We start from the raw sequence: 26,367 nt of genomic DNA, 5'->3' as shown, positions 1-26,367 counted from the left end.
GAGCGCACGGGCTGCACCCGGCATCGCTCCTTTCCTCGTTGCAGCAAGGTTGGAGCACTGTGATCATCTCTGATTCCCCTGCCCGCGGTACATCCCGCGGCAGGACGGCACGACCGTGGGCGGCCTCCGTCGCGGTCCTCGCGCTGGCGGCGACGACCGCCCTCGCGGTCACCCCGGCGGCCTTCGCGGCCACCGAGCCGGTCCTTCCGGAGGGTGCCTGGGTCGACCAGTTCGACTCGGGCCGGCTCGGCTCCGCGTGGGACGTCGTCAACCCCGTCCCGTCGGCGTGGTCGCTCGCGACGACGCCCGGGTCGTTGACCCTGACGTCCCAGACGGGCGACACCTACCAGGAGGCGAACACCGCGAAGAACGTCTTCATGGTGGACGTCCCCGTGGGCGACTTCACGGTCGTGACCAAGGTGTCGGCCCCGGTCGGCAAGGTCTACCAGGGCGCGGGCCTCATCGCGTGGAAGGACATGGACAACTACGTCCGCGCCGGTCTGACGTACGTGGGCAGCCTGTCGCCCTCGGCGCGCGCGATCGAGCTCGACAACGAGACGGGCGGGAAGTTCACGGCCGCGTCGTTCACCGACCGTGCGGGCTCGACGGGCGAGACGCTGCGCATGCAGCGCACGGGTGACACGCTCGCTGTGTCCTACTGGGACGCGGCTGCGGGCGACTGGAAGCCCGCAGGCTCGACGACCGTCACGTTCGACGTCACGCAGGTCGGCCTGTACGCCCTCGCGGCCCAGGACGGCTCGACGCACACCGCGACGTTCGACTACGTCGCGGTCGACGCGGCCGAGGGCCAGGACGTCGTCCCGACGGGTACGTTCTCGCTCGTCGGCCCGGCGGAGAGCAAGCACCTGGTCCTGACGGACACGGGTCTGTCGTTCGTCGCGCAGCGTCCGGCGTCGCCGCTGGGCCTGGTGGCCACGGCGGTGGCAGGCGGGCCCGACGGCGCCGCGACCCTCGCGCAGGCGGGCACCGGTCTGCCGGTGGTCGTCGCGGGCGACGGTCGCCTCACGCTCGGGGCCGCGGACGCGACCCCGGCCCAGGTCCGGCTGACCGACGTGGGCGGCGGCAAGCTCGCGCTGCGCGTGCCGGGTGCCGCTGCCGGGGAGTTCGCGGGAGTGCGTGCCGCGGACGGAGCCCTGGTGCTCGGTGCCGAGGACGCAGCCGTCAAGCTCACGCTCACCGCGCTGTCGTCGGCCGAGCACACGCTCGCGATCGACGCGGCGGGCGAGACCGTCGAGATGAGCGACGACCTGTACGGGATCTTCTACGAGGACATCAACTACGCCGCGGACGGCGGGCTGTACGCCGAGCTCGTGCGCAACCGCTCGTTCGAGTTCAACTCGTCGGACAACTCCTCGTTCACGGGGCTCACGGCCTGGGAGCGGGTCAACCGCGACGGCGGTACCGCGACCACGACGGTCGTGACCGACGCGCAGCGCCTCAACGACAGCAACCGCTACTACCTCAAGCTCGACGCGACGGCGGCCGGCGCGGGTCTGCGCAACGCGGGCTTCAACACGGGTCTCTTCCTCGAGAAGGGCCAGAAGTACGACTTCTCGGTGTGGGCGCGCTCCGCCGTCGGGCAGGACCTGACCGTGCAGGTCGAGAACGCCGCGGCGGGCACCACCTACGCGACCGGGAAGGTGAGCGTCGCCGGCACCGACACCTGGAAGAAGTACTCGGTGACCCTCACCGCGACCGAGACGACCTCGGCCGGGCGCCTCGCCGTCCTCGCGGGCGCCGCGGGCACCGTGCGCCTCGACATGGTCTCGCTCATGCCGCAGGACACGTGGGTCGGGCCGGTCAACGGCAAGACCCACCTGCGCACGGACCTCGCCGAGAAGATCGACGCCATGAACCCGCAGTTCCTGCGGTTCCCGGGCGGCTGCGTGACCAACGCGGGCACGTTCGACACCTACCTCGAGAGCAACGGCACCGACCGCCGGCGCACGTACCAGTGGAAGGAGACCATCGGGCCGGTCGAGGAGCGGGCCACGAACTGGAACTTCTGGGGCTACAACCAGTCGTACGGGATCGGGTACTACGAGTACTTCACGTTCGCCGAGGACCTCGGCGCGACGCCTCTGCCCGTCCTGTCCGTCGGGGCCAACGGCTGCGGCAGCACCATCCCCGAGATGAAGGACGACGTCCGGATCCAGCGCTGGGTCCAGGACACGCTCGACCTCATCGAGTTCGCCAACGGTGACGTCACGACCGAGTGGGGCGCGATGCGCGCCGAGCTCGGCCACCCCGAGCCGTTCGGCCTGAAGTACCTGGGCCTCGGCAACGAGGAGAACACCAAGACGTTCGAGGCGAACTTCCCGAAGTTCAAGGACGCAGTGCGCGCCGCGTACCCGGACGTCCAGATCATCTCGAACTCGGGTCCGGACGACACGGGCCAGCGGTTCGACGAGCTCTGGGAGTTCAACCGTGCGCAGGAGGTCGACCTGGTCGACGAGCACTACTACAACGACCCGAGCTGGTTCCTCGAGAACGCCGACCGCTACGACGACTACGACCGCGAGGGCCCGCACGTCTTCCTCGGCGAGTACGCGTCGCGCGGCAACACGTTCTTCAACGCGCTGTCCGAGGCCGCCTTCATGACGGGCCTCGAGCGCAACTCCGACGTCGTCGAGCTCGCGTCCTACGCGCCGCTGCTCTCCAACGAGTCGTACGTGCAGTGGTCGCCCGACGCGATCTGGTTCGACAACGACGAGTCGTGGGGCACGCCCAACTACTACGTCCAGGAGCTGTTCGCGAACAACGTGGGCGACGAGGTCGTCCCGTCCGTGCACGGTGCCGACGCCTCCGCAGAGCCCGCGTTGGACGGAGGCGTCTTCCTGTCCACGTGGTCGACCAGCGCGTCGTACGACAACGTCAAGGTCACCGACAACGCGAGCGGCGACGTCCTGTTCCAGGACGGGTTCGACGACGCCACGCAGTGGTCGCCCGTGACCGGGACGTGGGCCGCGCAGGACGGCGTGTACACGCAGTCCTCGACGTCCGTGACCGACGCGCGCTCGATCGTCACGGGTGCGTACGCCAAGGACTGGAAGAACTACACGCTCGAGCTCGACGCCCGCAAGATCGCCGGGTCCGAGGGCTTCCTCGTGGGCTTCGCCGCGGGCGGACCGAACGACTACTACTGGTGGAACATCGGCGGCTGGAACAACACCCGCTCGGTCCTCCAGCGGGCCGACGGCGGCAGTGCCGCCGAGGTCGCCGCGGTCGAGAACAAGCGCGTCGAGACGGGCCAGGGCTACAAGGTCAAGGTCGTCGTCCAGGGCAGCACGATCCAGCTCTACCTGGACGGCCAGCTCCAGATCTCGTACGAGCAGCCCTCCGCGAAGTCGCTCTACCAGGTCGTCACGCGCGACGAGGAGTCGGGCGACCTCGTGGTCAAGGTCGTCAACCCGACCGCGACCGCGGCCGACACGGCCGTGACGGTCGCAGGCCAGGAGATCGCGGCCCAGGCCACGATCACCGAGATGGTCGGCGCGCCCACGGACACCAACACCAAGGCGAACCCGCGGGCGATCGTGCCCGTCGAGCGGACCTGGGACGGGGCGTCCAACGCGTTCGACTACACGTTCCCGGCCTACTCGGTCACGTTCCTGCGCCTGCAGACGGCCGGTGCCGGTGTCGAGCCCGTGGATCTCGCGGTCACGGCCAGGGCGCAGTGCGTCGCGGGGCGGGCGAACCTCACGGTGCGTGCGGTCAACGGTGAGGACGTGGCCGTGAGCGTGGCGCTCACGACGCCGTTCGGCACCAAGACGTTCGCGTCGGTGGCGCCGGGCAAGAGCGCGTCGAAGTCGTTCAACAGCCGTGCGGCTGCGGTCCCCGCGGGGACCGCGACGGTCGTGGGCACGATCGGCACGGGGGCCGGGGCCCGCTCGACGACGTTCGACGTCGAGTACCCGGCCACGACCTGCGGCTGACGACCGCACCAGCTCCGCCGGGGTCGCGAGGTCCTCTCGCGGCCCCGGCGTGAACCCTCCGGTCCAGACGGGCCGGTGACAGGACCAGCACGACCAGCACCACAAGGACGCGGGGGACCGGCGGGCCGGCACGACCAGCCCGACGGTCCCCAGCAGGGGGCGCTCAACGACGAGACGGCGGAGGCCACGAACCACATGACCACCCGACACGACCCGGCGCAGACCGCGCCCACGGCCCGACGGAGGGCCCCACGCGGGGCTCGCGCCGCCCTCGGGGGAGCGCTGAGCGTCGCTCTGCTCGCCCCGATGGCGCTGGCGGGCCCGGCAGCGGCCCTGACCTCGGCGCCCGCACGCCCGACGGCGCTCGCCCCGGCGGCGTCGGCCGCCACGCAGACGACTGCCGCAGCGATCCCCACCCCCACGACCGACGGCCTGAAGCTCTGGTACAAGCTCGACGAGCTGAGCGGCACGGTCGCCCACGACGCCTCGGGCTCGGGCCACGACGGCACGCTCGTCGGCGGCGGCGACTGGACCGACGGGCAGGGCCTGACGTTCGGCGGCTCGAGCTACGTCGACCTGCCCGACGACCTCCTCGCGGGGTACTCGGCCGTGACGGTCAGCGCCGACGTGTGGGTCGACACGACCCTGAGCGGCAACTACTTCTTCTACAACCTGGGCAACACCGCGGTCGGCTCGCCCCAGAGCGGCAACGGCTACCTGTTCTCCTCGGGCAACGCGAACTACCGGGCGTCGGTCTCGAACGCCGCGTGGAGCGCCGAGCAGAACACGGCCAAGTCGCCCTCCGCGGCCCTCGCGCGCGGTGTCTGGAAGACCGTGACGTACACGCAGGGTGCCGGCACCGGCCGCCTCTACGAGGACGGCGCGCAGGTCGGGGTCAACACGGCCGTGACCCACACGCCGGGCTCGATCGGCAACGGGAAGACGACCGCCAACTACCTCGGCAAGTCCGCCTACGCGGCCGACAACCTCTTCAAGGGGCGCATCAAGGACTTCCGGCTCTACGACCGTGCGCTCACGGCCGCCGAGGTCGCGGACGTCAGCACCGCGAACGCGGCGGCGTCGGTCTCCGCCGACGCCGGAGCCCTGTCGCTCGGCGACACGAGCGCCGTGGCCAAGAACCTCACGCTGCCCGGGAAGGGCACGGGCGGCTCGACCGTCACCTGGGCGACGTCGGACGCGAGCGTCGTGACGTCGTCGGGCGTCATCACCCAGCCCGTCGGCCAGGCGCACACCGCGACCCTGACCGCGACGCTCTCGCTGCGCGGCCAGAGCGCGACCAGGACGTTCGACGTCACCGTGGTCCCCGGCACCGGCGACCAGGGCGTCGTGGACGCCGCTGCCGCCGCGCTCGAGGTCAAGAACCTCGACGACGTGCGCGGCAACCTCACGCTGCCGACCACGGGAGCAGAGGGCACCACGGTCACGTGGGCCACCACGGCACCCACGGTCGTCACGCCGTCGGGCGAGGTCACGCGACCCGCGCACGGCCAGGCCGACCAGACCGTCACGCTGACCGCGACCGTGAGCAAGGGGCAGTCCACGGCCACGCGCGCGTTCGACGCGAAGGTCCCCGCGCTCCCCGAGCAGCAGGACTACGCGGGCTACCTGTTCTCCTACTTCATCGGTGAGGGCTACGCGACCGGCGAGCAGGTCTACTTCGGCCTGAGCAAGGGCAACGACCCGCTCAGGTACCGGAACCTCAACGACAACCAGCCCGTGCTGACGTCGAGCCTGGGGGAGACGGGCCTGCGCGACCCGTTCGTCATCCGTTCTCCCGAGGGCGACAAGTTCTACCAGATCGCGACCGACCTCAAGATCCACGGCAACGGCAACTGGGACGCGTCCCAGCGCACGGGCTCCAAGTCGATCATGGTGTGGGAGTCGACCGACCTGGTGAACTGGACCGACCAGCGCCTCGTCCAGGTCTCCCCGGAGACCGCGGGCAACACCTGGGCACCCGAGGCCTACTACGACGCGACGATCGGCGCGTACGTCGTGTTCTGGGCCTCCAAGCTCTACGAGGAGGACGACCCGGGCCACACGGCCAACACGTACAACCGCATGATGTACACCACGACCCGCGACTTCTACACGTTCACCGAGCCGCAGGTGTGGGTCGACCCGGGCTACTCGGTCATCGACTCGACCGTGATCGAGCACGACGGCGAGTTCTACCGCTTCACCAAGGACGAGCGGAACAACACGTCCACGACGCCGTGCTCCAAGTTCGTGCTGGGCGAGAAGGCGAACGAGCTGCGCTCGCTGAGCTACGACTTCATCACCGACTGCATCGGCAAGGCCAACTCGCTCGGCGGCGGCATCAACCAGGGCGAGGGCCCGACCATCTTCAAGTCGAACACCGAGGAGAAGTGGTACCTGTTCATCGACGAGTTCGGCGGCCGCGGCTACGTGCCCTTCGAGACGACCGACCTGAACGCCGACGAGTGGAAGATGTCGACGGGCTACGAGATGCCCTCGCGCCCGCGCCACGGCACGGTCCTGCCCGTGACGCAGACCGAGTACGACGCGCTGCTCAAGGGCTACCAGCCGGACGCGTTCGTCGAGTCGGCCGAGGACGTCACGGCCGTCGTGAGCGTCGGTGACGCACCGGTCCTGCCGGCCACGGTCGCCACGCGCACAGCAGCCGGCACGACCACGCAGACCGCGGTCACGTGGGACGCGATCGACCCCGCGAGCTACGCGCAGGCCGGGACCTTCGAGGTCACGGGCTCGCTCGGCGCCGGCGTGAGCGTGCGCGCCAAGGCCGTCGTGACCGTGGTCGAGGGCGACGTCCCCGTCACGGGCCTGGTGGTCTCGCCCACCTCGACGCAGGTCACGGTCGGATCGGCACGCTCGCTCACCGCGACCGTGACTCCCGCCAACGCCACGGCCCGCACCATCACCTGGACGAGCGCCGACCCGTCGGTCGCGACCGTCGTCTCCAACGGGCCCTCCGCAGGCACCGTGCGCGGCGTCGCGGCGGGCAGCACGACCGTGACCGCCACGACCGCGGACGGGTCGCGCACCGCGACCGTCGCGATCGACGTGACGAAGGAGATCCCGGGCCTGGTGGTCCAGTACCGCCTGGACGAGACGAGCGGCACGCAGGCCGTGAACTCGGCGCCGAGCAGCGCCGTCGGTCCCGCGACCGTCGTGGGCGGGGCCGCCCGCAACGGCACGGACGGCGTGCGCCTCGACGGGGTCGACGACCACGTCAAGCTGCCCGACGACGTGCTCAAGGGCCTGACGGAGATCACCGTCTCGCTCGACGTGCGCATCGACACCGCCCAGTCCACGCCCTACTTCATCTACGGCCTGGGCAACACGAGCGGATCGAGCGGCAACGGCTACCTCTTCACGACGGGGGACGCGTACCGCACGGCCATCGCCTCGGGGAACTACACGACCGAGCAGAACACGACCAAGGGCTCGAACCTCGCCCGCGGCGTGTGGAAGCACCTGACGTACACGCAGTCGGGCACCACCGGCACCCTCTACGAGGACGGGATCCAGGTCGCGCGGAACACCAACGTGACCACGACCCCCGGATCGATCGGTAACGGCACCACGGTCGCGAACTACATCGGCCGGTCGCTCTACTCGGGCGACAAGTACCTCAAGGGCGACGTCCGCGACTTCCGCGTCTACGACCACGCCCTGAGCGCCGACGAGGTCAAGGACCTCGGTCAGGACCACTCGGCCGTCACGGGAGCCGAGCTCGCCGAGCTCAAGGTCGCCGCGATCGTCGACGGCGGGTCCAGCACGGTCACGCTCCCCGTGGTGCCCGGCACCGACCGCTCCGCGCTCGCGCCTCGCCTGGTCGTGTCCGACCGTGCGACCGTGACGCCCGCCAACGGCTCGGTGCAGGACCTCACGCAGCCCGTGACCTACACCGTGACCGGCCCCGACGGGGTCGCGCGCACGTGGACCGTCCAGGCCAAGGAGATGCGCAGCCCGGTCCTGCCGGGCCTGTACGCGGACCCGAACATCGCGGTCTTCGACGGCGTGTACTACATCTACGCGACCACCGACGGCACCCCCGGCTGGGGCGGCAAGGACTTCTACGTGTGGAAGTCGACCGACCTCGCGAGCTGGGAGCGCTCGGCCGAGCCGTTCCTCACGCTCGACGGCGCAGCGGGCGACGTCCCGTGGGCCACGGGCAACGCGTGGGCGCCGACCATCATCGAGCGCGACGGGAAGTACTACTTCTACTTCTCGGGGCACAACCCGACCTACAACCGCAAGACGATCGGTGTCGCGGTCGCAGACAGCCCCGAGGGGCCCTTCACCGCGCAGCCGACGGCCATGATCACCAACGGGGAGGCCGTCACGACGGGGCAGGCGATCGACCCGGCGGCGTTCGAGGACCCGCAGACCGGCAAGTTCTACCTGTTCTGGGGCAACGGCAGCAACGCGCCGCTGTACGCCGAGCTGAACGACGACATGGTCTCGGTCAAGCAGGACACCATCACGAAGTTCGGTGGTCTGACGAACTTCCGCGAGGGCCTGTTCCTCAACTACCGCGAGGGGATCTACCACCTGACCTACTCGATCGACGACACGGGCTCGGAGAACTACCGGGTCGGGTACGCGACGTCGACGAGCATCGACGGACCGTGGACCTACCGCGGCGTGATCCTCGAGAAGGACGTGTCCCAGGGCATCCTCGGGACCGGGCACAGCTCGATCGTCCAGGTCCCCGGGACCGACGAGTGGTACATCGCCTACCACCGCTTCGCGATCCCCGGCGGTGACGGGAACCACCGCGAGACGACCATCGACCGCCTCACGTTCGGTGAGGACGGGCTCATCCAGAAGGTCGTCCCGACCCTCGAGAGCGTCCCGCCGCTCGACGTGACCGAGCCCGCGCAGGTCGAGGTCGACGTCACGGTCGCGCCCAAGTGCGTGGCCGGGAAGGCCGCGCTCACGGTGCTCGTGAGGAACACCGAGGAGGTGCCCGTCGACGTGGTCGTCGCCACGCCGCTCGGGACCAAGACCTTCCTCCAGGTCGCGCCGGGCAAGCTCGCGTCCCAGACGTTCTCGGCCCGTGCGGTGACGCTCGCGGCCGGGAAGGTCACGGTCACGGCTCAGGCCGTGCTCGACGGCGCACCGGTCACCACGGCCTACGACGTCACCTACGCAGCGACCAGCTGCGGCTGACCCGGCCCGGCCGCCACCTCGACGTGAGCAGATGCCCCTCCTGAGGGCCGATCTGGGGCATCTGCTCACGTCGAGGCCCGGGTGCCGACGGCGCCCGTCCTGCCCGCACCACCGCACCCCCCTGCACCACCCGCACCACGAACCGAAGGAGCACATCGTGAGAAGAACCAGGGGACGTCTCGTTGCAGCGAGCGTCGCCGTCGCCCTGAGCACCGGGCTGGCGACCACCGCCGTGGCGGCCGCTGATCCGGTCCTGCCCGAGGCCGGGCTCGTCGCCTGGTACAAGCTCGACGAGGCGAGCGGCACGTCGGCTGCGAACTCGGCGCCGGGCTCGACGTTCGGGGCAGCCACGGTCAACGGGGCCGCGCGCAGCGCGAGCGGCATCACGCTCGACGGGACCGACGACTACGTCCGGCTCCCCGACAGCCTGCTCAAGAACCTGACCTCGGTCACGGTCGACCTCGACGTCCTGGTCGACACCGCCCAGGGCACGCCCTACTTCATCTGGGGCATGGGCAACACGAGCGGCTCGGCCGGCAACGGCTACCTGTTCACCACGGGCAACGCCTACCGGACCGGCATCGCGTCGGGCAACTGGTCGACCGAGCAGAACACGACCAAGGGCTCGAACCTCGCGCGCGGGGTGTGGAAGCACCTGACCTACACGCAGACCGGCACGACCGGGACCCTCTACGAGGACGGCGTGCAGGTCGCGCAGAACACCGCGGTCACCACGACGCCGGCCTCGATCGGCGCCGGGACGACGACCGCCAACTACATCGGTCGCTCGCTCTACTCAGGCGACAAGTACCTCAAGGGTCAGGTCCGTGACTTCCGCGTCTACGACCGGGCACTGCCCGCGAACGACGTCGCGGCCCTCGCGCAGAAGACCGCGGCCGCGGCCGCAGGAGCCGACGCCGCAGCCCTCGACCTGGGCGACACGAGCGCCGTCACGAGCAACCTCACGCTCCCGGTCACCGGCGCGCAGGGCTCGACCATCACGTGGGCGACCTCGCACGCGGACGTCGTGACGTCGTCGGGCAAGGTCACCCAGCCCGCCGCCGGTCAGCCCGCCGCGACCGTCACGCTGACCGCGTCGGTCACGCGCGGCGCCGTGACGCTCCCGCGGACCTTCACCGTGGTCGTGCCCGCGGCGTTCGACGACGCCCAGGCCGCCGCGTGGGACGCGCAGCACGCCGTCGTGACCAACATCGCCGACGTCCGCGGCAACCTCACCCTCCCGACGAAGGGCGCGCAGGGCTCGACCCTGACCTGGACGTCCTCGGCGCCCGGCACCGTGAGCGACACGGGCGTGGTGCACCGCCCGGCGCACGGCACGGCCGACACCGAGGTGATCCTCACGGTGACCGCGACCAAGGGCACCGCGACCTCGACCCAGCCCCGCACCGCGACGGTCCGCCAGGCCCCCGAGGCCCAGGAGCCCGCGGCGTACTTCTTCCCCTACTTCAAGGGCGAGAGCACGGCCGACGGCGAGGAGATCTACTTCGCCGCGAGCCAGGGCAACGACCCGCTCAAGTGGCAGGAGCTGAACGACGACAAGACGGTCCTGCGCTCGGGCCTGGGAGAGAAGGGCCTGCGCGACCCGTTCGTCATCCGCTCTCCCGAGGGCGACAAGTTCTTCCTCGTCGCGACCGACCTCAAGATCTACGGCGGCAACAACTTCGGCAACGCGCAGGAGCGCGGCTCGCTGAGCCTCATGATCTGGGAGTCGACCGACCTCGTGAACTGGTCCGACCAGCGCATGGTCAAGGTCTCGAGCGACTACGCGGGCAACACCTGGGCTCCCGAGGCGTTCTACGACGAAGCCGCGGGCGAGTACGTCGTGTACTGGGCGTCCGCGCTCTACCCGACCACCGACAGCAGCGACCGCAAGATCGCCACGAGCTACCAGCGCATGATGTACGCCACGACGCGTGACTTCGTGACGTTCAGCGAGCCGCGGATCTGGGTCGACAACAAGCGCGGCACGGGCCTCGGCATCATCGACGCGTCGGTGACCAAGGTCGGCGACACGTACTACCGCTTCATCAAGGACGAGAAGTACATGACCGTCCGGAGCGAGAAGTCCACGGACCTGCGCGCCACGAGCTGGGACCTCATCACCGAGAACATCGGTGTGGGCCAGCCCAACGGCTACGGCGGCACGTTCACGGCGGGCGAGGGACCGACGGTCTTCAAGTCCAACACCGAGGAGAAGTGGTACGTCTTCATGGACCAGCCCAGCTACCACGGTGGCAAGGGCTACGTCCCGTTCGAGTCGACCGACCTCGACTCGGGGGTCTGGACCAAGTCCGAGCCCGCGACCCTGCCCGTGAGCCCGCGCCACGGCACGGTGCTCCCGGTCACCCAGGAGGAGTACGACCGTCTCCTCGCGCACTACCAGGCCGACGCGTTCGTGGCCTCGGCCGCCCCCGTCACGGTCACGACGGTCGCGGGCACCGCGCCCGTGCTGCCCGCTACGGTCGCCGCGACCTACGGCGACGGCGCGACCAAGGACCTCGCGGTCACGTGGGACGCGGTCGACCCCGCCTCCTGGGCGCAGGCCGGGACCTTCACGGTCAGCGGGTCGTTCGGCCCGTCGATCACGACGCGTGCCACCGCCACGGTCACCGTGACCCCCGTCGACCCCGAGCCCGAGCCCGACCTGGTGGTCGAGGTGTCGGCTGCGGCGAAGTGTGTGGCGGGCAAGGTCACGGTGTCGGTGCGTGCGGTGAACGGTGAGGACGTGCCGGTCGACGTGAAGGTCGCCTCGGCGTTCGGGTCCAAGTCGTTCACCGGGGTGGCGCCGGGCAAGTCGGCGTCGCAGTCGTTCGCGACGCGTGCGGGCTCGGTCGACGCCGGGGTCGTCACGATCACCGCGAGCACGGGCGGCGCCGACGGCACCTCCGCGACGTTCGAGGCGCCGTACCCGGCCCTCGACTGCGGGTGATCGCCTGACCCCCTGACCGCCGCGGGGCGAGGCGGTGCTGTCTCGTCCCGCGGCTGCCCTGCGCCGTGCCGGTGCGCCGGGGCCCACGCCCGGCCTGCCGCGACGTCTCCTTGCGTCGCGGTGGGCCGGGCGTCGTCGTCCCCGCTGCCCGATGGCGGAGCGCACCCGCGAGCGCGGGACACCTGATGTGTACTGCTCACGCCCCGGAGTCGGGCGGCGGTATCCGCCACAGGTCGAGCGACGACCAATCAGCAGGCATCCCGAGCGAGGCGATCGTCAGGTCTGGTGACGAGGGGAAGGAGTCGATCAAGGTGACGAGACGGCGACTCCAACCTGCGTCCGTGTCGATCGATCTGAGGAGGTAGGCGATCACCGCCAGAGCGTTGTACACGGAGAACGAGCCCTTGGGCGTCTCGTCAGCGCGTAGATGGTCGAGGAGTGGAACGACCCCGACCTTCGGCCGACTCGGGGCGTGCTGCAGCTTTCGGTTGTAGAGGCGCGCGTGATGTGCCGCGACGTTGCGCACGTAGTTCACGCTCGCGAGCCAGCTCGCCATCAACCTCTTCGTCGGAACGCCGAACTCTCGGGCGATCTCGTCCGCGTCGTCGTCCCTGAGTCCCTGGTACAAGCGGGACAGGTGGCCGAGCTCGAGGATCTCGGTGAGTGCCCAGATCGGCATCCGGCCGCCGTAGTTCTCCCGGAAGTGCGCGACGAAGGTCTCGTCCGACCGGTCGCGTCGATCAGCGACGCGCTGGAGCCACTCTGCGTGCTTGCCGGGTCGCGTCCTCCAACCGGTGGTCCGGTCCAGCTGATGCTCCACGAACGTCGGGAGGAACGTCTCTGGGTCGAGGTGCGCGAATGCGGATCGACGCCCGAGGACGTAGCCGATGCGCATGCGGAACGCGACCTCGATGCGCTCGACGCCGTCCATCACGAGCAGACGCAGCGAACGATCCAGGTCGATCACCTCGGCGATGTGGTCGATCGACGCGCCAGGCTTGTAGCCCTGCAGAACCCGAGTTCGAACCTTGCCGTTCTCGTCGGTGTACTGTTCCGAGCGGCGCAGCGGGTAGAGGTACCCCGTGACGCGGTAGTAGCCGATGGCGCAGAGGAGGTCCGCGGTGCGGTCGCGCGGATCGACGTCGACCCCACGTCCGTCAAGCTTCTCGATCTGCTGATCGAGCGACAGCCACGGCTTGGTGTACTCGCCCATCGCGCCCCCCAGCGGCAAGAAAATCAGCCCGCCGCCATTCGGCGACGGGCTGATCGTGATACAGGGAGGCTACCCGCTGCTCGTGTCGCCGTCCAGGGGCGCGGAGCGCACCCGCGAGCGCCGGTGCGCTCCGGCGTCGGGCAGAATCGAGGCATGAGTGCTGGTGCGGTGCGGCGGGGCCGACGGCCCGCGGGCGAGGACACCCGGGCGTCGATCGTGGCCGCGGCGCGCGAGGAGTTCGCCGCCAAGGGGTACGACGCCGTGAGCATGCGCGGCGTGGCGCGTGCGGCCGGGGTGGACCCCGGACTGATCCGGCACTACTTCGACGGCAAGGGGGAGCTCTTCGCGGCCTCGCTCGTCCCCGCGGGGGCAGACCCGCAGGCGCTCGCGGGTCGGTTCGCCGAGGGCGGTCTCGACGGCCTGGGGGAGCGGCTCGCGCGCACGGTGCTCGCGGTCTGGGACGCACCCGACGGGCAGGTCCAGCTCCGGCTCGTGCTGTCCGGGCTGCTGTCCGCCGACGGGCACGTGCAGGAGCTGCCGCGCTACCTCCAGCGCACGGTGTTCGACCAGGTCGCCGCGCTCCTGCCGCGCGAGGTCGCGGGGAGGCGTGTGGGCCTGGTCGCGAGCCAGGTGCTCGGGGTGCTCGTCGCCCGGCACCTCTTGCGGCTCGAGCCCGTGGCGTCGATGTCTGCCGACGACCTGGTGCAGTCGATCGCCCCGACGATCCAGCGGTATCTCGAGGGCGTGGACGAGGGTCTTGCGCCGGGACCTCCCGAGGAGCAGAATTCCTCACATGGGGAATACTGACTCGGTCATCAACGTCCGCAGCCTCCGCGTCGACCGCGGCGGGACCACCGTCCTGCACGGGCTCGACCTCACGGTGCCGGACCGCCAGGTCGTCGGGCTGCTCGGACCGAGCGGCAGCGGCAAGACCACGCTCATGCGTGCGCTCGTCGGGGTCCAGCAGATCACGGACGGGGAGGTCGAGGTCCTGGGCCGGGCGGCCGGAGACCCCGTGCTGCGGCGCCGCGTCGGGTACGTGACCCAGTCGCCCAGCGTCTACGCAGACCTCAGCGTGACCGAGAACCTGCGCTACTTCGCGACCATCCTGGGCGTGGGTCCGCGAGACGTCGCGCGCGTGACCGACGCCGTGGACCTCGCGCGGCACGCCCGGCGCCGGGTCGGCACGCTCTCGGGCGGTGAGCGCTCGCGCGTCTCGCTGGCCGCCGCGCTGCTCGGGGACCCGCAGCTGCTCGTGCTCGACGAGCCGACGGTCGGTCTCGACCCCGTGCTGCGCCGCGACCTGTGGGACCTGTTCGCGCGCCTGCGCGACGCCGGGACCTCGCTGCTCGTGTCGTCGCACGTCATGGACGAGGCGACGCGCTGCGACCGGCTCCTGCTCCTGCGCGACGGTCGCCTGCTCGCGGACGACACCCTGCCGGGCCTGCTCGAGCGTACGGGTGCCCACGACGTCGAGCACGCGTTCCTGCGCCTCGTGGAGGAGACCCCCGTGCCCGACGGCGCAGCGGCCGTCAGGAGTCCACGTCACCTCGGAGGGGAGGCGTCATGAGCACGCACGACGCACGGGAGGCGAGCGCGCTCGCGACGGGGGCCGCGGCCGACCACGAGCAGGCTCCGCCGGCGAGCCACGCACCGCGCGCCCTGAGTCCGGGCCTGACCCTCGCGACCGCGGGCCGGGTCCTGCGGCAGATCCGCAACGACCCGCGCACGATCGCGCTGCTCGTCGTGCTGCCGTGCGTGCTGCTGGGACTCATCGCCTGGATGTTCGACGGGACGCCCGTCCTGGACCAGTTCGGCCCCATCCTCGTGGGGCTGTTCCCCATGATCATCATGTTCCTCGTCACGAGCGTCACGACGCTGCGCGAACGGCAGTCCGGGACGCTCGAACGGCTCATGACCCTGCCGCTCGGCAAGGGCGACTTCGTGGGCGGCTACGCGCTCGCGTTCGCGCTCCTCGCGACAGTTCAGGCCCTGGTCGTGGTGGCGTTCGCGGTGTGGGTGTGCGGCATGGACGTGGCAGGGCCCATGGGCCTCGTGGTGCTCGTCGCGGTGCTCGACGCGATCCTCGGGTCGTGCCTGGGGCTCGCGGCCTCGGCACTGGCCCGCTCGGAGTTCCAGGCCGTGCAGCTCATGCCCGTGGTCCTGTTCCCGCAGCTCATCACGTGCGGCCTGCTCATGCCGCGCGACGAGATGCCCGCGGTGCTCGAGGCCATCAGCCGGGTGCTGCCCCTGACGTACGGCGTCTCGGCGCTCCAGGACGTGGCCGCGGGCGGCGGCTTCGCCGACGTCCGCGGCGCCGTCGCGGTCATCGTCGGGTTCATCCTGGGGGCGATCGTGCTGGGGACGCTCACGCTGCGGCGCCGGACGGCCTAGCGTCGCCCCACGTGCGGGGCGCCTCACGTCGAGCTCAGAACCGCCCGCCTCGTCTTCCGCCCTCCCCAGACGAATCATCTCGGGCCGAACTGTGTAGTCTCAGCCCACGCACGGTCACGATGGGGGAGCGTTCATGCGAGGAAGCAAGGCGGCCGGGGCTTCGGCTCTGGTGCTGGTGGCTCTGACGATGGCGGGCTGCAGCGGGGAGAGCAGTGCCGCCCTTCCCGAGCCCACGGGAGAGGTTGCTCAGGTCGACGCGACCGAGGACGCGGCGCAGGACGCCGACGCGTGCGCGGCGGTCTCCGACGTGATGACGATCGTGGAGAACGCAGACATCGCACTGAGCGAGGGCCGCATGGCTGCCCAGGAGCAGCAGGGCTGGTACGAGGTCGCGACCCATGTGTTGCACCGCATCCCCTCGGGAGGCGACAGTGCCGTGAGCCTGGGGGTCGCCGACCTGCAGGCCACCGTCCCTGCGGTCGAGACCTGGCCCAGGACCGAACCCACCGTCATCAGGTCGGACGCCTGGAACGACGCGCTCGCCACGCTCGACGCGCCGTGCCTCGAGGTGGACTCCGAGCTGACCATCGGCGTCTTCACCGGCGACTGAGGCCTGCTGTCCGCTCCGGTGCCTCTCGTCGACGGCCGGCTCCCTTCGAGGACCTGGGGCTGACACGGCCTGAGGTGTGCCCGGCCAGGGAGCAGTCCACGTCGAGCTGTCGGCACGGGGACCTCCTGGGCCCGCGCGCGCCCTGAGAGCCCTCTGCCCCTGCCGCCTTCCACGGCCCGTCGACCGATTACCACGGTTCGCCGAATCTCACCCGCTGAGGCGCCCGCACGGGGCCTGAGACGTGGGAGGATGGGCGCGCTCGGGGGCGCGAGGCGACAAGGGAGTGCGCAAGTGCGGATCGTGAACCCGCGGGCTGGAGTCCGCACGTTCGCAGGGGCTGTGGCAGGACTCGTGATGGTCGGTGGGATGGTCCTCGGAGGACTGCCCGCGGTCGCGGCCCCACCCGTCCCGGTCGGGGACCACGGGCCGGAGGGCGTGAGCCTCCAGGTCGGCATCACGGGGATCACCCCGCTCTCGGTGGTCGACGCGGTCGCGGAGAACCCTGTGCCGGGTGGGAAGCTCGTCGTCCGCGGGCAAGGATTCGTACCGTTCGTGACGTACGACGTGCACCTCCACTCGACACCCACGTTCCTCGGGACCGTGACCGCGCGCGCGGACGGGACCATCGAGCTCGTCACGACCATCCCGCTCTCGACGCTCCCCGGCCCCCACTACGTCGTGGTCACCGACCCCGCGAGCGGGGCGTCGGTCCGGTCGGCGTCGTTCGACGTCCGCAGCGCCCCCGGCAGCGGCACCGACGGCAGCGGCGGCACGGACGGCGGGACGACGGGCGGCGGCACGACGGCCGAGGGCGGGACCCCCGGCAAGGTCCCCGGCCCGCTGGCCTCGACCGGCGTCACGGTCGCCGGCACCCTGGCCGTCGCGGGAGCCCTCGTCGCGGGAGGCGCGGCGCTCAGACGCCGCCGGACGCGCGCGAGCTGAGCGGCGCCGTCGGGCGTCGTCCTGAACGGTGGACCGGGCGTGGCCCCGTGACTACGGCCGCGCCGCGAACCGCTCGAGCAGCTCGGCGTGCCCCGAGACGATGAGCAGGTCGTTCGCGGAGATGCGCGTGGTCGGCTCGGCGTACACGAAGTCCTGACCCGGCGACTTCACGCCGATGATGGTCACGCCGTAGCGGTCGCGGACCTTGGTCTGCTCGATCGTGAAGCCCTGCGTCTCCTTCGGGGGACGCATCTTGACGATCGTGAAGCCGTCCTCGACCTCGATGTAGTCGAGCAGCTTGCCCGAGACCAGGTGCGCGACGCGGCTGCCCGCGTCGGCCTCGGGGAACACCACGTGGTGCGCGCCGATGCGCTGCAGGATGCGACCGTGCTCGGCAGAGATGGCCTTGGCCCAGATCTGGGGCGTGCCCAGGTCCACCAGGTTGCCCGTGATGAGCACGCTCGCCTCGAGCGAGGTGCCCACGCCCACGACCGCGACCGGGAAGTCGCGCGCGCCGAGCTGTTCCAGGGCGGTCGGGTTGGAGGCGTCGGCCTCGACGAGCGGGATGCGGCCCGACCACTGCGCGATGAGCTCGGGCGACCGCTCGACCGCGAGCACGTCCTGGCCGAGCCGGTCGAGGGTCGCGGCGATCGCGGACCCGAACCGGCCGAGACCGATCACGAGCACGCCGGCATTCTTCTCGGGGGCCTTCTTGTCGGGCACCTGGGGGACCTTTCGTCGGGAGCGCGGGCCGGCAGCGAACCGGGACCGTGCCAGGGAAGCGGGGAGGCGGGGTCAGCCGATGATGGGGCGTTCCTCGGGGTAACGGATGACGCGGCGCCGGTCGCGCAGCGCGAGCGCGGCCGCGAGCGTCATGGTCCCGGTGCGCCCGATGAACATGAGCACGACCAGGACGTACTTGCCGGCGGTCGGGAGGTCGGCCGTCACACCCGTCGAGAGGCCCACGGTCGCGAACGCCGAGATGGTCTCGAAGAGGATCACGTCGAGCGTCCAGCCCGTGATCTCGAGCAGCAGCAGGCTCGCGACGAGCACGGCCGTCGCACCGATGAACGACACGGCCACGGCCAGGCGGAGGGTCTCGCGGGGGATGCGTCGACCGAACGCCTCGAGGTCGCGGTCGCCGCGGGCCTCGGACACGATCGCGAGCAGCATGACCGCGAGGGTCGTGACCTTGATGCCGCCCGCGGTCGAGGCGCTGCCACCACCCACGAACATGAGCGCGTCCGTGATGAGCCAGCTCGACTCGTGCATGCCGTTGATGTCGATCGTCGAGAAGCCCGCGGACCGGGGCATGACCCCGGCGAACAGCGAGGCGAGGATCTTCTCGTTGAGGCTCAGCGGACCCAGCGTCTTGGCGTTGGTCCACTCGAACGCCGCGAACAGGACCACGGCGACCACGACCAGGATCGCGCTCGTGGTGAGGGTCAGCTTGGTGTGCAGGTTCCACTTCGAGGCGCGGCGCCGGTTGCGCATGATGTTGAGGATCACGGGGAAGCCCAGCGAGCCGATGAACACGCCGATGATGATCGGCATGAGCAGCATCCAGTCGCCCACGTACGGGGTCAGGCCCTCGGCCGTGGGGATGAATCCCGCGTTGTTGAACGCCGAGATCCCGTAGAACAGGCCGTGCCAGGCGGCCTCGCCGAACGTCTCCTCGAGCACGATGAAGCGCGGCAGGAGCAGCAGCGCGATGAGCAGCTCGATGCTGGTCGACGTGATGACGACGACGCGGATCAGGGAGCCGACCTCGCCGAGCCGGGTCGTCTTGGTCTCCGAGGCCGTGAGCAGCTTCTGCGTCAGCCCGATGCGCCGCGAGACGGCCATGCCGAGGATCGAGGCGAGCGTCATGACGCCCAGGCCACCGATCTTGATGCCGACGAGGATCACGACCTGCCCGTACGTGGACCAGTAGGTTCCCGTCGGGACCACCACGAGGCCCGTGACGCACACGGCCGACGTCGCGGTGAACAGCGCGTCGATCAGGGGTGCGGACCTCCCGGACGTCGTGGCCCACGGCGCCATGAGGAGCAGCGTGAACAGCGAGATCACCGCGGCGAAGACCGTGACCGCGAGGCGGGCCGGTGAGTGGCGGGCGAGGCGGTCGACGAGCTCGCGCCCTGCGAAGAAGCGCCCGGAGACCCCCTGGGGCATCGGTCCTCCGTCTCGCTGTCCGTGCGTCCTCGTCCGGGTGGACGAGCGGCGGGGCGGGCCCTGCGGGGCCGTCCGGTCGCCGTGCGTGCCGATGTGTCGCCCAACTCTGCCACAGGACGGGCCGTGCCCACCGGCTGAACCGCGTGGCGCCGTCGGGCCGCGCGGGCGATACCGTGTTTCCTGCCGGCTGCCGAACGCGCTCTCGCGTCGCGGTACGGGCCGTGCGACGGAGCACCCGTCGCACGGACGAGACACCGAGCGAGGAGCGCACGTGACCGGAACCGACACCGTGCCGTTCGTCGCGCAGGTCGTGTGGAGCCCGGACCTGCTCGGGTACGACTTCGGGCACGGGCACCCCATGTCCCCGACGCGCCTCGACCTGACCATGCGCCTGGTGCGCGCGCTGGGCCTGCTCGACGCCCCGGGGGTCGAGGTCGTCGGGACGTCGCCGGCCACGGACGAGGTGCTCGACCTGGTGCACGACCCCGCGTACGTCGCCGCGGTCCACGCGGCCTCGGAGCAGGGGGTGGAGAACGCCGCGCTGGGGCTGGGCACCGAGGACGACCCGGTCTTCGCCGGGATGCACGAGGCCGCGGCCCGCATCCTGTCGGGCTCGTACGAGGCCGCGGGCGCGGTGTGGTCGGGGCACGCGCTGCACGCCGTGAACATCGCGGGCGGTATGCACCACGCCCAGCGCGGGGCCGCGTCGGGCTTCTGCATCTACAACGACGCCGCGGCCGCGGTCCGTCGCCTGCTCGACGACGGCGCCCAGCGTGTCGCGTACGTCGACCTCGACGCGCACCACGGCGACGGGGTCGAGTCGATCTTCTGGGACGACCCGCGCGTCCTGACCGTCTCGGTCCACCAGAGCGGCGCGACGCTGTTCCCCGGCACGGGCCACGCGACGGACACGGGCGGCGCCTCGGCGTCGGGCACCGCGGTCAACCTTGGCCTGCCTCGACGGACCGACGGCTCGCGCTGGCTGCGGGCCGTCGACGCGGTCGTCCCGCCCGTCCTGCGCGCGTTCCGGCCGCAGGTGATCGTGTCCCAGCACGGCTGCGACGCGCACGGTCACGACCCGTTGAGCGACCTCGACGTGAGCATCGACGCCCAGCGCGCGGCCGTGCGGTGGATCCACGAGCTGGCGCACGAGCTCGCCGAGGGGCGCTGGGTCGCCCTGGGCGGCGGGGGCTACTCGGTCACGTCGGTCGTCCCGTTCGCGTGGTCGAACGTCGTCGCAGAGGTCGTCCACGCGCCCGTGGCGCCGTCCACGCCCGTGCCGGTCGCGTGGCGCGACCACATCACCGCGGTCGCGCACCGCGAGACCGCCGCGCTCATGGGGGACGGCGAGGTCGCGTTCACGTCGTGGGGGCGGGGCTACGACCCCGAGGACGAGGTCGACCGCGCGGTCGTCGCGACGCGCAGGGCCGTGTTCCCGCTGCTCGGACTGGACGCACACTTCGACTGAGGTGGGTCGGGGAGCCCCGGAACGGGGCGGCGTGCGAGCGCCCGCCAGGGCGCCCCGCCTCCTGCCCGACGACGTCACCCTCGCTCGATTTCGGGCGACAGGCTGGGAGCAGGTAGGGTAAGGGACGGACTTTTTCTCGTGTTGGTCGGTTCCCGATCAGCCGTGGACCACCATGATCGGGGCGATCCCGATCGCACACCGATCCAGCATTGTGAGGACCCATGGGCTCCGTCATCAAGAAGCGCCGCAAGCGTATGGCCAAGAAGAAGCACCGCAAGCTGCTTCGCAAGACGCGCCACCAGCGTCGTAACAAGAAGTAGCAGTGCGGCGCGGTCTCGCGCCGGCTGTCGCAGGAGCCCGGAACCCTCAGGGGTGCCGGGCTCTTCGCATGTCCGGGTGGGGTCGTGCCCGACCAGGCAGCGGAGGTCGCGTCGCGGCCTGCTCCTGGACCGCGGTGGGTCAGAGGCCCGTGCGGCCCTTGAGCGAGCGCCGGATCGAGCGCATGACGAGCCCGAGGACCCAGGCCGCCCCCGCCCAGCTCGCGGTCTTGAGCCCGCGGTTCGCGACGCGTCGGCGCCTGCCGCGGAACTCGCGGATGGGCCATCCGACGTCCTTGGCGTGGCGGCGCAGGCGCGTGTCGGGGTTGATCGCGCACGGGTGGCCGACGGCCTGCATCATGGTCACGTCGTTGAGCGAGTCGCCGTAGGCGTAGGACGCGGCGAGGTCGATCCCGTGACGCTCGGCGAGCTCGCGGACACCGGCCGCCTTGGCCCGGCCGTGCATCATGTCGCCCACGAGGCGGCCCGTGTAGAGGCCGTCCTCGTGCTCGGCGACCGTGCCGAGCGCCCCGGTCGCGCCGAGCCGCCGGGCGATGAGCTGACCGATCTCCAGAGGGGTCGCGGACACGAGCCACACCTGGTGGCCGGCCGCGATGTGCTCGTCGAGGAGCTTCTGGGTGCCGGGGAAGATCCGCAGCGAGAGGACCTGGTCGTAGACCTCCTCGCCGATCGCGACGACCTCGGCGACCGAGCGGCCCGCGATGAGGTCGAGGGCGCGCGAGCGGACCTGGTCGATCTGGCGCTTGTTCTCCCCGAGCACGAGGTAGCGGGCCTGGTGGAACGCGAACGTCACGAGGTCCGGGGTGGAGAAGAAGCCGCGCTGGTACAGCGCCCGGGCCAGGTGGAACGAGCTGGCGCCCCGGATGATGGTGTTGTCGACGTCGAAGAAGGCCGCCGTCGGATGGGTGGACCCAGGTGCAGACGTCGGCATGCCGTCCACTCTATCGGCGCCCGCCGACGCCCGCCGACGCCCCGCGCACCTCAAGACGCCGGGCACCCGGACGGACCTTCTGTCCGGGATGCGTAGGCTGGGGGAGTGAGCCCCGCAGAACCCGCCGCCGGACATGCCGCAGGACGAGCCGCAGGACCCGAGGCAGGGTCCGAGGCCCTCGCCCCTGCCACCGCTCCCCGGGCCGTGCCCCCGCGCGTCGTGCTCTACGGGCGCGACGGGTGCCACCTGTGCGACACGGCCCGTCAGATCGTCGAGGCGGTGTGCGCCGAGCAGCAGGTCACGTGGACCGAGGTCGACGTGGACGACGACCCGACCGGTGCGCTCGCGGCCGAGTACGGGGACTACGTCCCGGTCGTGACCGTGGACGGGGTCCAGCAGGGGTTCTGGCAGGTCGACGGCGCACGGCTCGCCAAGGCGCTCGCGCGGCGGCGCGTCAGCGGCTGACGTTCCGCGTTCGGGCCCAGAGCCTGAGATGATCCGAGACAGCAGCACAGCGAGGTCGTCAACGACGACGACATGACGAGGTATGGGTGGTACGAGTGGCAGAGACCCTGGGGGACACCGGCATTCCTGGCGCGACGGTGACACGTCTGCCCGCCTATCTGCGGGCCTTGCGCGATCTGGAGGGGCGCGGCGTGGAGACCACGTCGTCGACCGAGCTCGCCGAGCTGGCCGGGGTCGGTTCCGCACAGCTCCGCAAGGACCTGTCGTTCCTCGGGTCGTACGGGACGCGCGGTGTGGGGTACGTGGTCGACTCGCTCGCGACCTACATCACGTCGGCGCTGGGCGTGACCGACGAGCACCGGATCGCGATCATCGGCATCGGTAGCCTGGGCCACGCGCTCGCGAACTACTCGGGCTACGGGACCCGCGGCTTCGAGGTCGCGGCCCTGCTCGACGCGTCACCGTCGGTCGTGGGGACCGAGGCTGCGGGGCTCGTGGTCGAGCACGTCGACGCGCTCGAGGAGGTCATCGCCCGCGAGAACGTCACGATCGTCGTCCTGGCCACGCCCGCGCACGTCGCGCAGGACGTCGCCGAGCGGGTCGTCGAGGCCGGGGTCCGCGAGATCCTCAACTTTGCGCCGCGCGCCCTCCAGTTGCCCGACGACGTGATCGTGCGCTCGGTCGACGTGGGCAGCGAGCTGCAGATCCTGGCCTTCCACGCGCAGGCCCGGGCGCTCGCGAACCGTCCTTCGGGCGAGCCCGGCGCGGACGAGGACGACGACGAGGGCGCCGGGGCCTAGGGTGCCCCGCCGGGTGGCGAGCCGACCGCGGGGGCGCGTCCCGCCGTCGGGCACCGTGCGCACCTCGCCCGGACAGCACAGGAGCCGGCGACCCGTCACGGGTCGCCGGCTCCTGGCGTACCGGGCTGCGTCAGGGCGCGGGGGCCGGTCGGGGGAGAGAGGCTCAGGCCTGCTTGATCGCCGAGAGGTCGAGCGCGATCTTGATCTTGTCGCCGACGAGCACGCCGCCGGCCTCGAGGGCCACGTTCCAGGTCAGGCCGAACTCCTTGCGGGAGATCTCGGTCTCGGCCTCGAACCCGGCGCGCGAGTTGCCGTAGGCGTCGACGGCGGTGCCCGTGAACTCGGTCTCGAGCTTGACCGGCTTGGTCACGCCGTTGATGGTCAGGTCTCCCGCGATGACGAAGTCGTCGTCGTCGGCCTCGACGGCGGTCGAGACGAAGTTCCAGGTCGGGTTCTTCTCGGCGTCCCAGAAGTCGGCCGACTGCAGGTGGCCGTCGCGGCCCGCGTCACCGGTGTTGACCGACTTGGCGTCGATCGCGGCGACCACGTTGGAGGACTCGACGTCGTCACCGATGGTGATGTTGCCGTCGGCGATCGCGAGCGAGCCGCGGACCTTGGAGATGCCTGCGTGGCGGACCGTGAAGGTCGCCTGGGAGTGCGAGGGGTCGATCGCGTAGGTGCCTGCGGTCAGTCCGGCGGGAAGGTTCGTGGCCATGGGTGTCTCCTGAGAGGTCGAGTTGCGTTGCGTCAGGCGCGCCGTCGACGTGCCATTAGTTGAAGATTCAACTTCATACGAACGCATCAACGCAAGCCCATCGCCCTCTATTCCCCGAGGAGGGCACGAGTTCTCCCTGGACCAGCCGCCACCCCCGACGATGGGAGAATGGGGCCGTTGTTCACACGGAGGGGGCGTGACGGATGAAGGAAGAGATGACGGCTCAGCAGGACCAGCACGCCACCACGGTGCACGCCACCCCCTGGCTCGACGACGACCAGCAGCGCTACTGGCGTTCGTTCCTCGACGGCTCGGCGCGGTTCGTCGAGGCCCTCAGCAGGGAGCACGAGGACCTCTCGAGCCTGACCCTCGGCGAGTACGAGCTCCTGGTCCGCCTGTCCGAGGCGGCCGACCACACCCTGCGCATGTCCGCGCTGGCCGACGGCCTGGCCCGTTCCCGCAGCCGCGTGACCCACACGGTCCACCGCATGGAGCAGCGCGGTCTCGTGCGCCGCGCCGCGAGCGTGGGCGACGGACGGGGTGTGAACTGCGTCATGACCGAGGCCGGGTACGCCGAGCTCGTCGCGTCGGCCCCTGGCCACGTGACCGCGGTCCGTCGCTACATGGTCGACGTCCTGACCCCGGCCCAGCTCCGCAACCTCGGCGAGGCCATGGACGCCATCGCCGAGGCGTGCCGGGTCGCGGAGCCGCGCGAGCAGTAGGTAGGGCCCGGGCGCGCCGGGCGGTGACGTGTGGCCCGGAGCACCCCGGGCACGTGCACCGCGCGGGCCAGATCTTTGGGAGACTGGTCGGCATGGTTGCAACCACGGTCCACCTCATGCGTCACGGTGAAGTCTTCAACCCGGACGGCATCCTCTACGGGCGAATCCCCGGGTACCACCTCTCCGAGCTCGGGCACACCATGGCGCGTCGCGTCGCGGGGCACCTGTCGGGCAAGCCCGCGGAGGGTGCGCCCGCGCTGCCCGACGACGGCGTGCACGAGCCCTTCGACGTCGCCCTCGTCATCGCGTCCCCGCTCCAGCGCGCGCAGGAGACCGCGACGCCCGTCGCCGAGGCCTTCGGCCTGCCGCTCGGGACCGACGAGCGGCTCATCGAGGCGGGCAACCACTTCGAGGGCATGAAGTTCGGCGTGGGCGACGGCTCGCTGCGGCACCCCGGGCACTGGCCCTACCTGTGGAACCCGCTGCGCCCGTCGTGGGGCGAGCCCTACAAGGAGCAGGTCGCGCGCATGCACGCCGCGGTCCACGACGCGCGCGAGCAGGCCGAGGGCCGCGAGGTCGTGCTCGTGAGCCACCAGCTCCCCATCTGGATCTCGCGCCTGGCGTTCGAGGGCAAGCGGCTGTGGCACGACCCGCGCAACCGCCAGTGCTCGCTCGCGTCCCTCACGTCGTTGCGCTTCGACGGCGACCGCCTCGTCGGGATCCACTACACCGAGCCGGTCGCAGACCTGCTGCCGGGGGCCGCGAAGGTCTCCGGAGCGTGACCCACCAGGGCTTTCTCAGGTTGTGCCCAGGCAGGTGGGAGACAGTGCTGCCATGATCCACCCCTTCCGTGCCCGGCACGGTCGCGCGCCCGCACCCGGGCGTCGCACCGCCGGTCGTCCTGCTCTCGTCCCCGTCGCGATCGTCTCGCTCGGCCTGGTCCTCACGGGCTGCGCCCAGGAGTCGGGCGCCACGAGCCCCGACGACGTCGTGGGTCAGGGCTACGTCTCGGGCGACGGCTCGGTCAAGACGTGGGACGTGTCGGACCGTGACGACCCCGTCGTCCTGACCGGCACGGACTTCGAGGGCAACGCCATCGACACGAGCGAGTGGGCCGGCGACGTCGTCGTGCTCAACACCTGGTACGCGTCGTGCGCGCCGTGCCGGGCCGAAGCACCCGACCTGGTCGCGCTCGCGAACGACCGCGCGGACCAGGGGGTGCGCCTGCTCGGGATCAACAGCACCGACGACGCGGGCGCCGCGCTCGCGTTCGAGCGCACGTTCGAGGTGCCCTACCCCTCGATCGAGGACACGCGCGGCGAGGCGATCGCGACGCTCGAGGGCTCGGTGCCCATCCAGGCGGTGCCCACGACGGTCGTCCTCGACCGCGAGGGGCGCGTCGCCGCACGCATCATCGGTCGTGCCGAGGGTTCGACCCTCACCGGGCTCGTCGACGACGTCCTCGCAGAGGACGCCTGACCCGTGAACCCTCTCTCCTTCGCCGGTGACG

At 71.1% G+C, this 26,367-nt stretch carries 20 protein-coding genes; 15 read left to right on the top strand and 5 right to left on the bottom strand.

The window, feature by feature from the left end; translation table 11 throughout:
* Window positions 1–59 precede the first annotated feature (59 nt).
* From ACFWGN_RS06880 to ACFWGN_RS06870, 3 genes are all read left to right on the top strand, one after another.
* Window positions 60–3,956 carry an alpha-L-arabinofuranosidase C-terminal domain-containing protein gene (locus ACFWGN_RS06880; protein ID WP_377616227.1) on the top strand — a complete coding sequence of 1,299 codons (3,897 nt, stop codon included), beginning with the start codon at window positions 60–62 and terminating at the stop codon, window positions 3,954–3,956.
* Between the two features lie 195 nt (window positions 3,957–4,151).
* Window positions 4,152–9,137 (top strand): family 43 glycosylhydrolase, encoded by a 4,986-nt coding sequence (locus tag ACFWGN_RS06875; protein ID WP_377616226.1) that lies wholly within the window; start codon window positions 4,152–4,154, stop codon window positions 9,135–9,137.
* A gap of 157 nt (window positions 9,138–9,294) precedes the next feature.
* The gene (locus tag ACFWGN_RS06870) at window positions 9,295–12,087 is read left to right on the top strand and encodes an immunoglobulin-like domain-containing protein (RefSeq protein ID WP_377616224.1); all 2,793 of its coding nucleotides are present in this window, start codon (window positions 9,295–9,297) and stop codon (window positions 12,085–12,087) included.
* Between the two features lie 196 nt (window positions 12,088–12,283).
* On the opposite strand, the gene ACFWGN_RS06865 is transcribed toward ACFWGN_RS06870, so the two are convergent.
* Window positions 12,284–13,300 carry an Abi family protein gene (locus tag ACFWGN_RS06865; RefSeq protein ID WP_377616223.1) on the bottom strand — a complete coding sequence of 339 codons (1,017 nt, stop codon included), beginning with the start codon at window positions 13,298–13,300 and terminating at the stop codon, window positions 12,284–12,286.
* A 153-nt stretch (window positions 13,301–13,453) separates the two neighbouring features.
* On the opposite strand from ACFWGN_RS06865, the gene ACFWGN_RS06860 reads away from it, so the two are divergent.
* The 5 genes from ACFWGN_RS06860 to ACFWGN_RS06840 all read left to right on the top strand — a co-directional run bounded on the left by ACFWGN_RS06860 (window position 13,454) and on the right by ACFWGN_RS06840 (window position 17,246).
* Entirely contained in the window at window positions 13,454–14,107 is a 654-nt protein-coding gene (locus tag ACFWGN_RS06860; RefSeq protein WP_377616222.1) for a TetR family transcriptional regulator, read from the top strand.
* A complete protein-coding gene (locus ACFWGN_RS06855; RefSeq protein ID WP_377616221.1) occupies window positions 14,094–14,870 on the top strand; it encodes an ABC transporter ATP-binding protein in 777 nt (258 codons plus the stop codon). Before ACFWGN_RS06860 ends, ACFWGN_RS06855 begins: the two co-directional genes overlap by 14 nt.
* A 92-nt stretch (window positions 14,871–14,962) precedes the next feature.
* Window positions 14,963–15,694 (top strand): ABC transporter permease, encoded by a 732-nt coding sequence (locus ACFWGN_RS06850; RefSeq protein WP_377616321.1) that lies wholly within the window; start codon window positions 14,963–14,965, stop codon window positions 15,692–15,694.
* Window positions 15,695–15,827: 133 nt separating this feature from the next.
* Window positions 15,828–16,304, top strand: coding sequence for a hypothetical protein (locus tag ACFWGN_RS06845; protein WP_377616220.1), 477 nt, complete (start codon window positions 15,828–15,830; stop codon window positions 16,302–16,304).
* 366 nt (window positions 16,305–16,670) lie between these two features.
* Complete coding sequence (locus ACFWGN_RS06840; RefSeq protein WP_377616218.1) at window positions 16,671–17,246, top strand: hypothetical protein; 576 nt, start codon at window positions 16,671–16,673, stop codon at window positions 17,244–17,246.
* A 51-nt stretch (window positions 17,247–17,297) separates the two neighbouring features.
* On the opposite strand, the gene ACFWGN_RS06835 is transcribed toward ACFWGN_RS06840, so the two are convergent.
* Window positions 17,298–17,969 carry a TrkA family potassium uptake protein gene (locus ACFWGN_RS06835; protein ID WP_056649726.1) on the bottom strand — a complete coding sequence of 224 codons (672 nt, stop codon included), beginning with the start codon at window positions 17,967–17,969 and terminating at the stop codon, window positions 17,298–17,300.
* Window positions 17,970–18,041: 72 nt separating this feature from the next.
* Window positions 18,042–19,418, bottom strand: a complete 1,377-nt coding sequence (locus tag ACFWGN_RS06830; protein WP_377616217.1) for a TrkH family potassium uptake protein — start codon at window positions 19,416–19,418, stop codon at window positions 18,042–18,044.
* Between the two features lie 271 nt (window positions 19,419–19,689).
* Between ACFWGN_RS06830 and ACFWGN_RS06825 the strand changes: the two genes are divergently transcribed.
* A complete protein-coding gene (locus tag ACFWGN_RS06825; RefSeq protein ID WP_377616216.1) occupies window positions 19,690–20,886 on the top strand; it encodes an acetoin utilization protein AcuC in 1,197 nt (398 codons plus the stop codon).
* A gap of 221 nt (window positions 20,887–21,107) precedes the next feature.
* Window positions 21,108–21,206: a 30S ribosomal protein bS22 gene (locus ACFWGN_RS06820; RefSeq protein WP_003792170.1), complete on the top strand. Its 99-nt coding sequence runs from the start codon at window positions 21,108–21,110 to the stop codon at window positions 21,204–21,206.
* 139 nt (window positions 21,207–21,345) lie between these two features.
* On the opposite strand, the gene ACFWGN_RS06815 is transcribed toward ACFWGN_RS06820, so the two are convergent.
* On the bottom strand, window positions 21,346–22,155 hold the full coding sequence (locus tag ACFWGN_RS06815) for an HAD family hydrolase (RefSeq protein ID WP_377616215.1): 810 nt from the start codon (window positions 22,153–22,155) through the stop codon (window positions 21,346–21,348).
* Between the two features lie 105 nt (window positions 22,156–22,260).
* Between ACFWGN_RS06815 and ACFWGN_RS06810 the strand changes: the two genes are divergently transcribed.
* Both ACFWGN_RS06810 and ACFWGN_RS06805 read left to right on the top strand, forming a co-directional pair.
* Entirely contained in the window at window positions 22,261–22,620 is a 360-nt protein-coding gene (locus tag ACFWGN_RS06810; protein ID WP_377616214.1) for a glutaredoxin family protein, read from the top strand.
* A gap of 95 nt (window positions 22,621–22,715) precedes the next feature.
* Window positions 22,716–23,420 (top strand): redox-sensing transcriptional repressor Rex, encoded by a 705-nt coding sequence (locus ACFWGN_RS06805; RefSeq protein ID WP_068623777.1) that lies wholly within the window; start codon window positions 22,716–22,718, stop codon window positions 23,418–23,420.
* A 163-nt stretch (window positions 23,421–23,583) separates the two neighbouring features.
* Here the strand turns inward: ACFWGN_RS06805 and ACFWGN_RS06800 are convergent, their stop codons facing one another.
* Window positions 23,584–24,135 carry a YceI family protein gene (locus ACFWGN_RS06800; protein WP_354507910.1) on the bottom strand — a complete coding sequence of 184 codons (552 nt, stop codon included), beginning with the start codon at window positions 24,133–24,135 and terminating at the stop codon, window positions 23,584–23,586.
* A gap of 215 nt (window positions 24,136–24,350) precedes the next feature.
* Between ACFWGN_RS06800 and ACFWGN_RS06795 the strand changes: the two genes are divergently transcribed.
* From ACFWGN_RS06795 to ACFWGN_RS06785, 3 genes are all read left to right on the top strand, one after another.
* Complete coding sequence (locus tag ACFWGN_RS06795; protein ID WP_377616213.1) at window positions 24,351–24,857, top strand: MarR family winged helix-turn-helix transcriptional regulator; 507 nt, start codon at window positions 24,351–24,353, stop codon at window positions 24,855–24,857.
* A gap of 92 nt (window positions 24,858–24,949) precedes the next feature.
* On the top strand, window positions 24,950–25,639 hold the full coding sequence (locus ACFWGN_RS06790) for a histidine phosphatase family protein (RefSeq protein ID WP_354507906.1): 690 nt from the start codon (window positions 24,950–24,952) through the stop codon (window positions 25,637–25,639).
* A 52-nt stretch (window positions 25,640–25,691) separates the two neighbouring features.
* Window positions 25,692–26,336, top strand: coding sequence for a TlpA disulfide reductase family protein (locus ACFWGN_RS06785; protein ID WP_082848771.1), 645 nt, complete (start codon window positions 25,692–25,694; stop codon window positions 26,334–26,336).
* The last annotated feature ends 31 nt before the right edge of the window (window positions 26,337–26,367 follow it).

Origin of the sequence: Oerskovia sp. NPDC060338 (genome assembly GCF_042726295.1) — a bacterium.
GTDB lineage: Bacteria > Actinomycetota > Actinomycetes > Actinomycetales > Cellulomonadaceae > Oerskovia > Oerskovia merdavium.
Note: the sequence above shows the minus strand (reverse complement) of the source record. Positions and strands in the feature narration are given on the sequence as shown.